The organism is Arenimonas caeni (assembly GCF_003024235.1).
GTDB classification, from domain to species: domain Bacteria; phylum Pseudomonadota; class Gammaproteobacteria; order Xanthomonadales; family Xanthomonadaceae; genus Arenimonas; species Arenimonas caeni.
The window spans coordinates 14,713-29,154 of sequence record NZ_KZ679089.1 but is presented as its reverse complement, the minus strand read 5'-3'; the positions used below and the strand labels follow the sequence as shown (position 1 = coordinate 29,154).

Sequence of the window (14,442 nt, the reverse complement as noted above, 5' to 3'; positions counted from 1 at the left end):
GGCTAGACTCTTGGCCATGTCGCGACGGTTTCCTCTTGTTGTCCTTTTGCTGGCCCTGGCGGCCCCCACGACCCTGGCGCAGGCACCGCAGCCGCTGCCGCGGCCGGCCGACCTGGGCGGCGAGCGGCCCGCCATCCTCGAGGCCTTCCGGCTGGCCGAGGGCGGGCAGCTGAGCCTAACCGACCTGGCCCGGGTCAAGGACCATCCGCTGCTGCCCTGGGTGGAAGTGGTGCAGCTGCGCCGGCAGATGGCCTCGGTGCCGGCCGGCGACATCCGCGCCGCCCTGCGCCGTTACGAAGGCGAGCCCGCCGGCGAATGGCTGCGATCGGCCTGGCTGCAGCACCTGGCCACCCACCAGCGCTGGCCCGACCTGCTGGCCGACTGGCGCCCGGCCGACTCGCTGGAGCTGCGCTGCGCCCACCTGGCCGCGCGCCTGGCCACCGGCGCCACCGATCCGCAGTGGATCGCCGACGGCAAGGCGCTGTGGCTGCGCGGCGAGTCGCTGCCGGCCAGCTGCGATACGCCCTTCGCCTCGCTGCAGGCGCTGGGGCAGATCGACGCCGGCATGCGCTGGCAGCGCATCGAGCTGGCCCTGCTGGGCGGCCAGACCGGCCTGGCGCGCTTCCTTGCCCGCGACCTGCCCGGGGCGGAAGCGAAGCTGGCGAATGACTACGCCGATTTCATCGATTCCCCGCACGCGCGCGCCGCCGGCTGGCCGAAGGACGCGCGCAGCCGCGCGGTCGTGGCCGAGGGGCTGGCCCGGCTGGCGCGCCGCTCGCCGGACGCCGCCGAAGCCCAGCTGGCCACGCTCGATGCCGCGCTCGACCTGGGCGAGACCGCGCGCGGCAAGGTGCTCTACGAAGTGGCGCTGTGGACGGTGGCCTCCTACCTGCCCGGCGCCCGCGAGCGCCTGGCGAAGGTGCCGCGCGCCGCCTACGACGAGCGCCTGTACGAGTGGCGCGTACGCGAGGCCATGGCCCGCGGCGACGACGCCGGCGCGCTGGCGGCCATCGAATTCATGCCCGCGCCGCAGCGCGACGATCCGCGCTGGCAGTACTTCGAGGCGCGCCTGCGCGAGCGCCTGGGCCAGTCCGAGGCGGCGCGCGGGCTCTACGGGCGCGCGGCCGGCACGGCCACTTTCCACGGCTTCATGGCAGCCGACCGCCTGGGCAGCCCGTACACGCTGTGCCCGATCGAACCGTCCACCGACCCGGCGCTGCGCGCGCGCGTGGCCACGCACCCGGGCGTGGTGCGCGCGCTGGAGCTGTTCACGATCGGGCGCAGCACGCTGGCGACCCGCGAGTGGTCGGCGCTGCTGCGGGTGCTGACGCCGGACGAGCGCAAGGTCGCGATCGAGTTCGCGCGCGACGCGCACTGGTACGACCGGGCCGTGTTCACCATCGGCGATTCGCCCGAGGACCTGCGCCACTATTCGCTGCGCTTCCCGCTGCACCACGAGGCGGTGCTGCGCCGCGAGGCCAGGCTGCGCGACCTCGACCCGGCCTGGGTGGCGGCGCAGACGCGCGCCGAGAGCGCCTTCATGCCGCTGGCCCGCTCGCACGCCAACGCCCGCGGCCTGATGCAGCTGCTGCCCTCCACCGCCGAACGCACCGCGCGCAAGATCCGCGTGCCCTGGACCGGCGCCGACAGCCTGTACCGGCCGGAACTGAACCTGCAGCTGGGCATCGCCCACCTGCGCCACGAGCTCGACCAGCACGGCGGCATCGCCTACCAGGCGATCGCGGCCTACAATGCCGGACCCGCGCCGGTGATGCGCTGGAACCGCGACCGTCCCGGCTTCGACCCCGATTTCTGGATCGAGACCGCGACCTACAAGGAAACCCGCGAGTACGTGGCACGCGTACTGGCCTTCAGCGTCATCTACGACTGGCGCCTCGAGGGCAGCGCCGTGCCGGTGAGCCAGCGACTGCTCGGCCGCACCGTACCCGCTTCCGCGCGCCGGCCCTTCACCTGCCCCACCCCGTCCGGTCCAGGAACCCCTCCATGACCCCGCTCAATATCGTCGTCCTCGGTGGCACCGGCTTCGTCGGCCGCCACCTGCTGGCCCGGCTCGCCGCCGAAGGCCACCGCATCACCCTGCTCAGCCGCAACATCGGCCCGCACCCGGACCGCCTGCTGCCGCCGGGCGTGGCGCTGCGCGAGGTGGACGTCTACGACCCCGGCGTGCTGCGCGAGGCCTTCACCGGCGCCGATGCGGTGGTGAACCTGGTGGGCATCCTCAACGAAAAGGGCGACAACGGCCGCGGCTTCCGCCGTGCCCACGTCGAACTGACCAAGCTGGTGGTCGCCGCCATGCAGCTGGCCGGCGTGCGCCGCCTGCTGCAGATGAGCTCGCTCAACGCCGGCCGCGGCCACAGCCACTACCTCAAGTCGCGCGGCGAAGCCGAGGCGGCGGTGAAGTCCTCGGGCCTGGACTGGACCATCTTCGAGCCCTCGGTGATCTTCGGCCCGGGCGACGGCCTCTTCTGCCGTTTCGCCGCCCTGCTCAAGCTGGCGCCGGTGCTGCCGCTGGCGCGGGCCCGCTCCCGGTTCGCGCCGGTGTTCGTCGGCGACGTGGTCGAGGCGATGGTGCGCACGCTCAAGGACCGCCGCAGCTTCGGCGAGGTCTACGAACTCTACGGGCCGGACGTGTTCACGCTCGGCCAGGTCGTTCGCATGACCGCGCGCCAGCTCGGCATGCGCCGCCTGGTGCTGCCGCTGCCAGACGCGCTCGGCCGCCTGCAGGCCTTCGTGTTCGACTTCGTGCCGGGCAAGCCCTTCTCGTCCGACAACTTCCGCTCGCTCAAGACCGACTCGGTCGGCGGCATCGACGGCCTGCACCGGCTGGGCATCACGCCCACCCGCGTGGCGACCCAGCTGCCGGCCATCCTGGGCCACGTCGCCGACCGCCAGGCCCGGTACGCGCGCTACCGCGCGGCGCGCTGAACCATGCGCCGCTACCTGGTCGGCGGCGCGGTGCGTGACCGGCTGCTCGGCCTGCCGGGCGGCGACCGCGATTGGGTGGTGGTGGGCAGCACGCCCGCCGACATGGTCCGCGCCGGCTACCTGCCGGTGGGCAAGGACTTCCCGGTCTTCCTGCACGCGGAAACGAAAGAGGAACACGCGCTCGCCCGCACCGAGCGCAAGACCGCGCCGGGTTACCACGGCTTCGTCTTCCACGCCGCGCCCGACGTGACGCTCGAGCAGGACCTGGCGCGGCGCGACTTCACCATCAACGCCATCGCCGAAGCCGAGGACGGCACGCTGGTCGATCCCTTCGGCGGCGCGCGCGACCTCGAGGCGCGCGTGCTGCGCCACGTCTCGCCGGCCTTCGCCGAAGACCCGGTGCGCATCCTGCGCGCGGCGCGCTTCCTGGCGCGCTTCGCCCCCCTGGGTTTCAGCGTCGCGCCGGAAACCCTGGCGCTGATGCGCGACATGGTCGCCGCCGGCGAAGTGGACCACCTGGTGCCCGAGCGCGTCTGGCAGGAACTGAAGAAATCGCTGGAGATGCCGCGCCCGTCGGCGGCCATCGCCCTGCTGCGCGAATGCGGCGCGCTGGCGAAGCTGCTGCCGGAGGTGGACGCGCTTTACGGCGTACCGCAGCGCCCGGAATACCACCCGGAAGTGGACACCGGCATCCACGTGCAGATGGTGCTGGACATGGCCGCGCGGCTGGCGCCGGGCGATGCGCTGGTGGGTTTCGCAGCGCTGGTGCACGACCTGGGCAAGGCGCTGACCCCGAAGGACAGGCTGCCCCGCCACATCGGGCACGAACATTCGGGCGTGCGGCCGCTGCGGGCGGTGTGCGCGCGCTACAAGGTGCCGGCCGAGTACGCGGCGGTGGCCGAGATCGCCTGCCGCGAACACCTCAACGTGCACCGCCTGGCCGAACTTCGACCGGACACCGTGCACGAACTGTTCTCGCGCTGCGACGCCTTCCGCAAGCCGCAGCGGGTGAAGCAGCTGGCCCTGGTGTGCGAGGCCGACTCGCGCGGGCGCCTGGGCCGCGAGGAGAACGACTACCCCTCGGGGCGCCTGCTGGTGGCCCTGCACGAGGCCGCCGCGGCGGTCTCCGCCGGCCACGCCGTGGCCAAGGGCCTGAGCGGCCCGGCCGTGGGCGAGTGGCTGCGCAAGGCGCGCATCGAAGCCATCCACGCCGCGAAGAACTCCCTGTAGGAGCGCCTTCAGGCGCGAATCTTTTGGCTTTGCCTTCGGCAATGAAGTGATTCGCGCCTGAAGGCGCTCCTACGAATTGCGCGCGCCGCGGGTGAACAGGCGGCCGTCGAGCCACTCGAGCAAGCGCGCCAGCGGCGTGAACGTCAGCGCCAACCCCGTCGCCACGCCCAGCGTGTTCGCCAGCGCGTCGCGCACGTCGCCCAGGCGCACCGTGGTCAGCTGCGCCTGCGCGAACTCCATCGCCACGCCCAGGCCCACCAGCGCCAGTGCCGCCAGCAGGTGCGCGCGGCGCGAGCGGAAGGTGAGCACCGCCCAGGCGGTGAGGGTGAAGTAGGCGAGGAAGTGGCCGATCTTGTCCGAGCCCTGCGGCCCCGGCAGCCCGATCGCCGGCACCAGCGAGAGCGTGATGCACAGCGCCCAGCCGAACACCCAGATGCCGAGCCACAGCGCCGGCTGCCGGAAATCGCGCAGCCTCACAGGCGGTGGCTCAGGTCGCCGGCCGCGAACAGCGGGCGGATGTCGACGCCACGCTGGAAGGCCATGGCCTGGAAGCGTTCGCCCATCTCGCCCGGCAGCATCAGGCGCTTGACCTCGTTGGTGCGCCGCAGCCGCTCGACCGGGTCGTCGATTTCGCCGATGCCGGCCAGCCGGTCGGCCAGGCCGTTGGCCATCAGGAAGCCCGACTGCGAGCTGTAGCCGGCCAGGTCGAAGCCAGCGCCCACGCCGGCCTCGGCCAGGGCGGTGAAGTCGACGAAGGCGGTGATGTCGGTCAGGCCCGGCAGGTCGAAGGGATCGTCGTGCGCGCGGTGCTGGCGGTGGCACACCAGGGTGCCGTCGCTGCGCTCGGGCAGGTAGTACTCGGCGCGCGGGTAGCCATAGTCGACGAACAGCATCGCGCCGTCGTGCAGCAGGCCGCCGACCGCCTGGATCCAGTAGGGCAGCTGCACCAGCAGCTCGGAGCAGTAGCCTTCGGCGAAGGGCGCGCCGACGTAGCGTTCGACATGTCGCACGGCCGCGTGCAGCAGGGCGTCGGCGGGCTGCTCGACCAGGGTGAAACGCCCCCCGGCATCGAGCGCCACGTACTGCTCGTACACCTCGCCGGCGCGCATCGCGAAACGCGGCGTCGGCAGCGCATCGACCACCTCGTTGGCGAACAGGAAACCGCGCCATTCGCGCCCGGGCGGGCCGTCGAGCCAGCCGACGCGGTTGAACACCGCCGGCGGCAGGGCCTCGCGCAGCCGCTCCATCTGCCGCTCGCGCAGGTCGGCGCTGGGCTCGAGGATGCGGTAATGCGCCGGCAGCGCGTCGTTGGCATGCAGGTGGCGCAGCGCCGCTTCGGCGAAGGCGCCGCTGCCGCCGCCGAGTTCGACGAAGTCGCAGCGGCCGCCGAGCTGGCCGAAGACCTGCATCGCGCAGCCGGCCACGCACTCGGCGAACACCGGGCCGAGCTCGGGCGAAGTGACGAAGTCGCCGGCCGCGCCGAACTTGCGGGCACCGGCGCTGTAGTAGCCCAGGCCGGGCGCGTACAGCGCCAGCTCCATGTAGCGCGAGAACGGGATGGCGCCACCGGCGGCGCGGACCTGGTCGCGGATGTGGGCCTGCAGGCGCTCGCTGTGGGCCCGGGCTTCGGCCGAAGGGGCCGGCATTTGCGCACTCATGTTGGAATCTTCATCTGCCAGCGCGCAGGATACCGGCAAATCCCGGAGCCTCCGAATGCCCAATCCACGCCCCGTTGCCCTGGTCACCGGCGCCGCCAAGCGCGTTGGCGCGCAGATCGCCCGCCGGCTGCACGCGGCCGGCTACGACCTGGCCCTGCACCACCGCCGCTCCGGCGCCGAGATGGCCGCGCTGGTCGCCGGACTCGAAGGCCAGCGCCCCGGCAGCGTGCTGGTGCTGCAGGCCGAGCTGGCCGACGACGACGCGCCCGTGCGCCTGGTGCAGGCCACGCTGGACCGCTTCGGCCGCCTCGACGCCCTGGTCAACAACGCCAGCAGCTTCCGGCCCACGCCGCTCGGCGCGGCCACGCCGGCCGACTGGGACGAGCTGTTCGCCGCCAACGCCCGCGCGCCCTTCTTCCTGGCCCAGGCTGCGGCGCCGACGCTGCGCGCGGCCGGTGGCGCCATCGTCAACCTTGGCGACATCTACGGCGAGCGGCCGCTGGCCCGGCACACGCTCTACTGCATGGCCAAGGCCGCGCTGCTGATGATGACCCAGTCGCTGGCGAAGGAACTGGGCCCCGAGGTGCGGGTGAACGCCGTCGCGCCGGGCGCGGTGATGTGGCCCGAGGAAGGCAAGGCTGAACACGAGAAGGCGGCGATGCTGGCCGCCACCGCGCTGCGGCGCGCCGGCGATCCGGACGACGTGGCGGAGGCGGTGCGGTGGTTGTTGCAGGACGCGCGTTACACCACCGGGCAGGTGATCCGCGTGGACGGCGGCCGCTCGCTGAATTTGTGAAGGCAGGGGACGGAGGTAATTTCCCTCGAGATGTCGCCGAGGGCCGGGGACAACTCGAGGGAAATTACCTCCGTCCCCCTCCTGGTTATTTCTGGCGGAAGGCGTCCTGGAGTTCGCCGCCGCTGAAACCCTCGGGCGCCTGGCCGTCGACGGCATAGCGGTAGACCGCGGCCGAGTAGATGCCCGACAGCGCGGCCTGCACCACGGCCACGAAGGCCACGGCGACGACCGCGAAGGCCGCGACCACCAGCGCCAGCGTCGCGCCGCCCACCATCGCCGCGCCCACCACCAGGGCGATGCCCAGGATCACCACCGCCGTGGTCAGCAGGCCGAAGGCCAAGTTGATGCCGACGTTGCCGGCCAGGTTCTCGCCCCAGGTGCGCTTGAGCAGGGTTACGCTTTCCTTGAGCGCGTCGATCGGGCCGACGTCGCGGCTGACCAGGATCGGCACCACCAGGAAGGTGGCGAAGGTCCAGGCCATGCCGAGCAGGCCAACGACAATGCGGCCGAGGAAGCCGGCGCGCTCCTGCAGCGAGCGCAGGATCAGGCCGACGGTGGCGGCGATGGCCGCGTAGCCGAGGATGGCCATGAACTTGGAGCGGGCGATGCGCAGGCCATCGGCCACGGTCGGGTCGCCGCCCTCGAGGCGGATCATCGCCGCGCCCACCAGGGCGGTGTTGAAGAAGAAGATGACGAAGTACTGGCACAGGTAGAACAGGAACAGCAGCACGCCCGTCACCGGCCCCACGTCGTCGCCCTCGAGCAGGCCGGCGCCGAACATGGGCAGCAGGAAGGTGGCCGCGACGACCAGGCTGGCCACGGCCGAGATGACCGGGAACACCAGCAGTTCCTTGTCGCTGCGCAGCACGCCGGCGCTGGCCTTGACCAGGTGCCAGCTGCGCGAGAGTTTGTCGAACATGGTGCGTCCTCCCCGATAGACGGCCTCGATGATACGTCGGGGGGGCGGCGGCGCAAGGCCGGAAGTCACCCGGGCGGGGGTCGGAGGTAGTTTGCCGGAGGCAAATTACCTCCGACCCCCGCCTTTCACCCCAGCAGCAACGCGTCCGTCGCGGGCGGGCTGGCGGCCTCGGGGTGCGCCGCCCACAACTCCGCCAGCGTCCGCCCGTCCCCGGGCACGCGGTAAGCCGGCGCGATGTCGGCCAGCGGCCGGAGCACGAAGGCGTGGCGCAGCTCGGGCCGGGGCAGTTCGAGGTTGCCCGGGCCCTTCAGGACGAGCGCGTCGTAGAAGACGATGTCGATGTCGATCGGCCGGCTCGAGAAGCGCGGGCCGCTGCGGTCGCGGCCCATGGCGTCCTCGAGTGCGTGCAGCCAGTCGTTGAGCGCGAACGGATCGAGGTCGGTTTCGATGATCGCCGCGGCATTGAGGAAGTCCGGGCCCTCGAAGCCCACCGCCGGCGTCCGGTACACGGGCGAGAAGACCACGGCGCCGAAGCGCTCGCGCAGCGCCGCGGCGGCGGCGCGCAGGTTGGCTTCTGGCGCCAGGTTGCTGCCCAGGCTCAGCCAGGCGGTGCTCACGCGGCGCGGCTGCGCTCGATGATCACGCCCACGGCCTTCGAGCCGCGCACGGCGCCGGGCTTACTCAGCTTCAGGCGCACGTGGGCGACGCCGAATTCGCCGGTGATGATCTCCGCGCAGCGCTCGGCCAGCGTTTCGACCAGGCCGAAGCTGGACTCGGACACGTACTGGATCAGGCGCTTGGACACGGCCTTGTAGTCGAGCGTGTCGGCGATGTCGTCGGTGGCCGCGGGCTTGCGGTTGTCGAACGCCATCTCGATGTCGAGCACGACGGGCTGCCGGATCTTGCGCTCCCAGTCGTAGATGCCGATCACGCACTCGATCTCGAGCGCCTCGATGAAGACCTTGTCCATGTGATTCCCAGGATTCAAACCGGCGGCAAGCTTGCCATGTCCCAGCGTGGCGTCACGGTGACGGCCGGGGCTTCAGACTGGCCGGCCTGCAGGCGCAGCGCGCCGGCGAAGGCGATCATGGCGCCGTTGTCGGTGCAGAAGGCCGGGCGCGGGAAGCAGACGCGGCCGCGGCGCTTTTCCGCCATGGCCTGCAGCCGGGCGCGCAGGCGGGTGTTGGCGCCGACGCCACCGGCCACCACCAGGGTGCCGATGCCGGTCTGCTCGAGCGCGCGCTGGCACTTGATGGCCAGGGTCTCGACCACTGCGTCCTCGAAGCCGCGGGCGATGTCGGCGCGGGTCTGCGGGGCCTGGTCGGAGGCCTGCCAGGCCAGCAGCACCTGGGTCTTGAGGCCCGAGAAGCTGAAATCCAGGCCCGGCCGGTCGGTCATGGGCCGGGAGAACACGAAGACGCCGGGGCGGCCGGTTTCGGCCAGCCGGGCCAGCTCCGGGCCGCCGGGGTAAGGCAGGCCCATGAGCTTGGCGGTCTTGTCGAAGGCCTCGCCGGCGGCGTCGTCGAGGGTTTCGCCCAGCAGGCGGTACTCGCCGATGCCCTGCACTTCGACCAGCTGGGTGTGGCCGCCCGAGACCAGCAGGGCCACGAAGGGCGGCTTGAGGGTGGAGTCCTCGAGCAGGGGCGCCAGCAGGTGGCCCTCCATGTGGTGCACCCCGACGGCCGGCAGGTCCAGGGCCCAGGCCAGGGCGCGGCCGGCGGCGGCGCCCACCATCAGGGCGCCCACCAGGCCGGGGCCGGCGGTGTAGGCCACGCCGTCGAGGTCGGCCGGGGCCAGCCCGGCCTCGGCCAGCACCTGGCGCACCAGGGGCAGGAGCTTGCGGACGTGGTCGCGGCTGGCCAGTTCGGGCACCACGCCGCCGTACTCGGCATGCAGGGCGACCTGGCTGAACAGGGCGTGCGCGAGCAGGCCGCGGCGGGTGTCGTACACCGCCACGCCGGTCTCGTCACAGCTGGTTTCGATGCCGAGGACGCGCATGTGCCTGTTTCTCGGGGCTTTTGGGCCGGATTCAAGGGGAAAAGACCGGTCCGGCTTGCCTGCCGGCCGGGGACCCGCGTATCATACGCGGCTCGCCGGCCCGGCCGTGCGACAACCACAGCCCCAGGAATCGAAAATGCCGTCTGTCAAAGTCCGCGAAAACGAGCCGTTTGAGTTTGCGCTGCGTCGCTTCAAGCGCACTTGCGAGAAGGCCGGCGTGCTCGCCGAAACCCGCAAGCGCGAGTTCTACGAGAAGCCGACCCAGGAGCGCAAGCGCAAGGCCGCCGCCGCGGTGAAGCGCCAGCTGCGCCGCAGCTCGCGCGACGTCACCAAGCGCCAGCGGCTTTACTGATCCGCGCATCCTGCGCGGGAAGAGCGGCCATCCATGGCCGCACTTCCAAGGTGAGCCGAAAGCCGGCCTGCGTTCGTCGCGGCCGGCTTTTTGTGTTTCTGAATTCCGGAGAATCCCGATGAGCCTCAAGACCCAGCTGACCGAAGACATGAAGGCCGCGATGAAGTCGGGCGACAAGGAGCGCCTGGCCGTCATCCGCCTGATCAACGCCGCGATCAAGCAGAAGGAAGTCGACGAGCGGGTCGAGATGACCGACGCGCTGGTGCTGGCCGTGCTTGAGAAGATGGTCAAGCAGCGCAAGGACTCGATCAGCCAATACGAGGGCGCCGGCCGCGAGGACCTGGCCGCCATCGAGCGCTACGAGCTGACGGTGATCGAGACCTACCTGCCGGCGAAGATGTCGGAGGCCGAGGTCGAGGCCGCCGTGGCCGCCGCCAAGGCCGAAACCGGCGCCGCGGGCCCGGCCGACATGGGCAAGCTGATGGCCGTGCTCAAGCCGCGCCTGGCCGGCCAGGCCGACATGGGCCTGGTCTCCGCCCTCGTCAAGAAAGCCCTCGCCGGCTGACCCTCGCCGGGGTCCGGGGTTCGAACTCTGAACGCGGATCAGAGCCGATGGCCGCGGATAAACGCGGATAGGGCAAAAGCTCTTTGAGTGGTTTCGCTCTATCCGCGTTTATTGCTTTTTATCCGCGTTTATCCGCGTTCGAAATTCGAACCCCCACCCCCGACGCGACCGCAAGGTTTTGGGGCATGCTAGGCGGCGATGGCACGGATACCCGACGCGTTCATTGACGACCTGCTGGCCCGGACGGACATCGTCGAGGTCGTGGGTTCGCGCGTCCCGCTCAAACGCCAGGGCCGGGAATATTCGGCGCGCTGCCCGTTCCACGACGAGCGCTCGCCCTCGTTCACGGTGTCGCCGACCAAGCAGTTCTACCACTGCTTCGGCTGCGGCGCGCACGGCACCGCCATCAGCTTCCTGATGAACTACGACCGGCTCGAGTTCCTCGACGCCGTCGAGGAACTCGCCAAGCGCGCCGGCATGGAAGTGCCGCGCGACACCCGCCAGCGCAACGAGAGCGGCGAGTCGCGCGATCTGTACGGCGCGGTGGACGCGGCGGCCAGGTACTTCCAGCAGCAGCTGCGCGAGAGCAGCAAGGCCAGGGCCTACCTCGAGCGCCGCGGCGTGGACGCGGACAACCAGGCCCGTTTCGGTATCGGCTACGCGCCCGACGGCTGGGAAGGGCTGAAGTCGGCGCTGGGCACCGACGAGCGCCGCCTGGCCCTGCTCGAAAAAGTGGGCCTGTTCTCGCGCAACGACGCCGGCCGCGTCTACGACAAGTTCCGCGACCGGGTGATGTTCCCCATCCACGACCGCCGCGGCCGCGTGATCGCCTTCGGCGGCCGCGTGCTGGAGAAGGACGACGGCCCGAAGTACCTCAACTCGCCCGAGACGCCGCTGTTCCACAAGGGCCGCGAGCTCTATGGCCTGTGGCAGGTGCGCCAGGCGCACGCGAAGATCCCGCGGCTGGTGGTGGTCGAGGGCTACATGGACGTGGTGGCGCTGTTCCAGTACGGCGTGAACACCGCCGTGGCCACGCTGGGTACGGCCACCACGCCCGACCACGCCGAGCTGCTGTTCCGCAACGCCGCCGACGTCTATTTCTGCTTCGACGGCGACCGCGCCGGCCGCGGCGCGGCCTGGAAGGCGCTCGAGTCGGTGCTGCCGCGCATGCGCGACGGCCGCCAGGCCTTCTTCCTGTTCCTGCCCGAAGGCGAAGATCCGGACACCATCGTGCGCAAGGAAGGCGCGGCCGGTTTCGATGCGCGCCTGGCCACGGCCACGCCGCTGAGCGAGTTCTTCTACGCCGAACTGTCCAAGGACGTGAACCTCGCCGGCATGGAGGGCAAGGCGCGCCTGGCCGAGCGCGCCAAGCCGCTGCTGGCGGGGATCCCCGACGGCGCCTTCCGCGACCTGATGCTGCAGCGCCTGACCGAACTCACCGGCGTCGGCCGGCGCGAGGAGGCCGCCGCGCCCGCGCGCCCCGCCCCGTCGATGCGCCCCGCGCGCGGCGGCGCGCCGGCGCCCAAGCGCAGCCTGGTGCGCACGGCCATCGCCCTGCTGCTGCAAAAGCCCACGCTGGCCGAGGCGATCGAGCCGCCCTACCTGTTCGGCGCGCTGCGCCAGCCCGGTATCCCGCTGCTGGTGGAACTGGTGCAACTGGCCAAGTCACGCCCCGGCATCACCACCGGCGCAGTGCTCGAGCACTTCGCCGAGCGCGAGGAAGGCGCGGCGCTGCAAAAGCTCGCCCTGCAGGCCTTCCCCGGCGACGAGGCCGGCTGGCGCGCCGAAATCGTCGACGCCCTGGCCCAGCTCGACCGCCAGGTCCGCGCCCAGCGCGTCGAGGAACTGCAGGCCCGCATCCGCGAGGCCGGCAGCGCCAGCCTCTCCGACGCCGAAAAAACCGAGCTTCGCGACCTGCTGACGTCAAAGTAAGGGGACGGGTGCAATTAAGGTGAAGCCTTAATTGCACCCGTCCCCAATGCATATATCCTCGGTTATCCAGCCACACGGGGAACCGAGGATGCGACTGACTGCCCTGCTGCTCACCACGGCGCTGCTTGCGCCGCCTGCCCTGGCCGACACCGCCGCCGTCGAACGCGTCGAGGTCGGCAACCGGGTCAGCGAGAACCTGCCCGAGGTGCCGGCCGAACTGGTCGAGCGCCTGGACCGCTACCAGAACACCCGCGGCGCCAGCTTCAGCGGCTGGCTGCCCGACGGCAGCGTGCTGGTCGGCACGCGCTTCGGTGAAACCAACCAGGTGCACCGCGTGGCCGCGCCGCTGGGCATGCGCGAACAGCTCACCTTCTACCGCGAGCCGCTGAGCGCGGTGACGCCGGCGCCCGGCAAGAACGGCTTCGTGTTCGGCAAGGACGTGGGCGGCTCGGAGTTCTGGCAACTGTTCTGGTTCGACATCGATACGCGCGAGGTGACGATGCTCACCGACGGCGGCCGCAGCCAGAACACCCGGCCGCTGTTCTCCCACGACGGCGCGCAGCTGGCCTGGGCCAGCACCGCCCGCAACGGCACTGACTACGACCTGTGGGTGCGCGACATGGCCACCGGCCAGTCTCGCATCGTGCTGCAGGAAGGCGGCATGTGGACGGCGATGGACTTCTCGCCCGACGGCAAGCGCCTGCTGGTGATGAAGTACGTCTCGATCAACGAGGCCTACCCGGGCGAAGTGGACCTGGCCACGGGCAAGCTCGAGCTGTTCCCGGTCGAGGGCGGCAAGGCCGCCTTCAGCGCCTTCCGCTACGCGCCCGACGGCCGCAGCGTGTACTACGTCTCCGACGAGCAGCGCGAGTTCCTCACCCTGCGCCACCACGACCCCGAGGACGGCGCGCCCACGCTCATCAGCGGGCACATTCCCTGGAACGTCACCGACCTCGACATCGCCAGCGACGGCAAGACCCTGGCCTATGCGGCCAACGAGGACGGCATCAGCAAGCTGCATGTGCTTGCCCTGCCCGGCCATCGTGAGCTGGTCCTGCCCGGGCTGCCGATCGGCGTGATCGGCAACCTCGCCTTCTCGCCCGACGGGCGCCAGCTGGCGGTGACGCTCAACAGCGCCACCTCGCCCAGCGACGTCTACGTGATCGACCTCGCCGCCGCCGCGCCCAAGATGACGCGCTGGACCGGCAGCGAAGTGGGCGGCCTGGACGCCTCGCGCTTCCGTGCGCCCGAGCTGGTGCGCTTCGCCACCTTCGACGAGGTGGACGGCAAGCCGCGCACCATCCCGGCCTTCTACTACCGCCCCGAGGGCGATGGCCCGTTCCCGGTGGTGGTGAGCATCCACGGTGGCCCCGAGTCCCAGGCCCTGCCCACCTTCAACCCGACCACGCAGTTCCTGCTCGAGGAACTCAAGGTGGCGGTGCTGGTGCCGAACGTGCGCGGCTCGGCCGGCTACGGCAAGACCTACCTGCAGCTCGACAACGGCCTGCTGCGCAAGGACTCGGTGAAGGACATCGGCGCCCTGCTCGACTGGATCGCCACCCGCCCCGAGCTCGACGCCGGGCGCGTGGGCGTGATGGGCGGCAGCTACGGCGGCTACATGGTGCTGGCCTCGATGGTCGACTACAACGACCGCATCCGGGCCGGCATCGACATCGTGGGCATCTCCGACTTCGGCACCTTCCTCGAGAACACCGAGGACTACCGCCGCGACCTGCGCCGGGCCGAGTACGGCGATGAACGCATCCCGGAGATCAAGGCCTTCCACGACCGCATCGCGCCGCTCAACAACGCGCACCGCATCACCTCGCCGCTGTTCGTGGCCCAGGGCTACAACGACCCGCGCGTGCCCTGGACCGAGGCCGAGCAGATCGTGAAGGCCGTGCGCGGCAACGGCGGCGAGGTCTGGTACCTGATGTTCATGGACGAAGGCCACGGCTTCCGCAAAAAGACCAACAGCGACTACTTCGGCGCCGCGGCGATCCTGTTCTGGCAGAAGCACCTGCTGGCGGAGTGACGACTTGGCGA

At 71.1% G+C, this 14,442-nt stretch carries 14 protein-coding genes; 8 read left to right on the top strand and 6 right to left on the bottom strand.

The genetic code is table 11. The features are described from left to right. Positions 1-16 precede the first annotated feature (16 nt). Genes C6N40_RS07510 through C6N40_RS07500 form a run of 3 tightly spaced genes read left to right on the top strand, consistent with a single transcriptional unit; the run spans position 17 to position 4,176 of the window. Positions 17-2,008, top strand: coding sequence for a transglycosylase SLT domain-containing protein (locus C6N40_RS07510; protein WP_106990402.1), 1,992 nt, complete (start codon positions 17-19; stop codon positions 2,006-2,008). Then, complete coding sequence (locus tag C6N40_RS07505; RefSeq protein ID WP_106990401.1) at positions 2,005-2,946, top strand: complex I NDUFA9 subunit family protein; 942 nt, start codon at positions 2,005-2,007, stop codon at positions 2,944-2,946. Before C6N40_RS07510 ends, C6N40_RS07505 begins: the two co-directional genes overlap by 4 nt. A 3-nt stretch (positions 2,947-2,949) precedes the next feature. After that, positions 2,950-4,176, top strand: a complete 1,227-nt coding sequence (locus C6N40_RS07500; protein ID WP_106990400.1) for a multifunctional CCA addition/repair protein — start codon at positions 2,950-2,952, stop codon at positions 4,174-4,176. A 69-nt stretch (positions 4,177-4,245) separates the two neighbouring features. On the opposite strand, the gene C6N40_RS07495 is transcribed toward C6N40_RS07500, so the two are convergent. Both C6N40_RS07495 and C6N40_RS07490 read right to left on the bottom strand, forming a co-directional pair. Next, positions 4,246-4,653, bottom strand: coding sequence for a VanZ family protein (locus tag C6N40_RS07495; protein WP_106990399.1), 408 nt, complete (start codon positions 4,651-4,653; stop codon positions 4,246-4,248). Next, the gene (locus tag C6N40_RS07490; RefSeq protein WP_106990398.1) at positions 4,650-5,834 is read right to left on the bottom strand and encodes a class I SAM-dependent methyltransferase; all 1,185 of its coding nucleotides are present in this window, start codon (positions 5,832-5,834) and stop codon (positions 4,650-4,652) included. The genes C6N40_RS07495 and C6N40_RS07490 overlap by 4 nt, the downstream gene beginning before the upstream one ends. A gap of 55 nt (positions 5,835-5,889) precedes the next feature. Here C6N40_RS07490 and C6N40_RS07485 point away from each other — a divergent pair, with 55 nt between their 5' ends. Next, the gene (locus C6N40_RS07485) at positions 5,890-6,630 is read left to right on the top strand and encodes a pteridine reductase (RefSeq protein ID WP_106990397.1); all 741 of its coding nucleotides are present in this window, start codon (positions 5,890-5,892) and stop codon (positions 6,628-6,630) included. Between the two features lie 85 nt (positions 6,631-6,715). Here the strand turns inward: C6N40_RS07485 and C6N40_RS07480 are convergent, their stop codons facing one another. The 4 genes from C6N40_RS07480 to tsaD all read right to left on the bottom strand — a co-directional run bounded on the left by C6N40_RS07480 (position 6,716) and on the right by tsaD (position 9,547). Further along, positions 6,716-7,549, bottom strand: a complete 834-nt coding sequence (locus tag C6N40_RS07480) for a DUF6159 family protein (RefSeq protein ID WP_106990396.1) — start codon at positions 7,547-7,549, stop codon at positions 6,716-6,718. Between the two features lie 125 nt (positions 7,550-7,674). Next, a complete protein-coding gene (gene folK / locus C6N40_RS07475; protein ID WP_106990395.1) occupies positions 7,675-8,166 on the bottom strand; it encodes a 2-amino-4-hydroxy-6-hydroxymethyldihydropteridine diphosphokinase in 492 nt (163 codons plus the stop codon). Further along, a complete protein-coding gene (gene folB / locus C6N40_RS07470) occupies positions 8,163-8,519 on the bottom strand; it encodes a dihydroneopterin aldolase (RefSeq protein WP_106990394.1) in 357 nt (118 codons plus the stop codon). The genes folK and folB overlap by 4 nt, the downstream gene beginning before the upstream one ends. Before the next feature lie 14 nt (positions 8,520-8,533). Next, complete coding sequence (gene tsaD, locus C6N40_RS07465; RefSeq protein WP_106990393.1) at positions 8,534-9,547, bottom strand: tRNA (adenosine(37)-N6)-threonylcarbamoyltransferase complex transferase subunit TsaD; 1,014 nt, start codon at positions 9,545-9,547, stop codon at positions 8,534-8,536. Positions 9,548-9,683: 136 nt separating this feature from the next. Between tsaD and rpsU the strand changes: the two genes are divergently transcribed. The 4 genes from rpsU to C6N40_RS07445 all read left to right on the top strand — a co-directional run bounded on the left by rpsU (position 9,684) and on the right by C6N40_RS07445 (position 14,431). Beyond that, positions 9,684-9,899 carry a 30S ribosomal protein S21 gene (gene rpsU, locus C6N40_RS07460; protein ID WP_002808376.1) on the top strand — a complete coding sequence of 72 codons (216 nt, stop codon included), beginning with the start codon at positions 9,684-9,686 and terminating at the stop codon, positions 9,897-9,899. A gap of 118 nt (positions 9,900-10,017) precedes the next feature. Further along, complete coding sequence (locus C6N40_RS07455; protein WP_106990392.1) at positions 10,018-10,464, top strand: GatB/YqeY domain-containing protein; 447 nt, start codon at positions 10,018-10,020, stop codon at positions 10,462-10,464. A 198-nt stretch (positions 10,465-10,662) separates the two neighbouring features. Further along, positions 10,663-12,396 carry a DNA primase gene (gene dnaG, locus C6N40_RS07450; RefSeq protein WP_106990391.1) on the top strand — a complete coding sequence of 578 codons (1,734 nt, stop codon included), beginning with the start codon at positions 10,663-10,665 and terminating at the stop codon, positions 12,394-12,396. Positions 12,397-12,484: 88 nt separating this feature from the next. After that, complete coding sequence (locus C6N40_RS07445; protein ID WP_106990390.1) at positions 12,485-14,431, top strand: S9 family peptidase; 1,947 nt, start codon at positions 12,485-12,487, stop codon at positions 14,429-14,431. Positions 14,432-14,442: the final 11 nt, after the last annotated feature.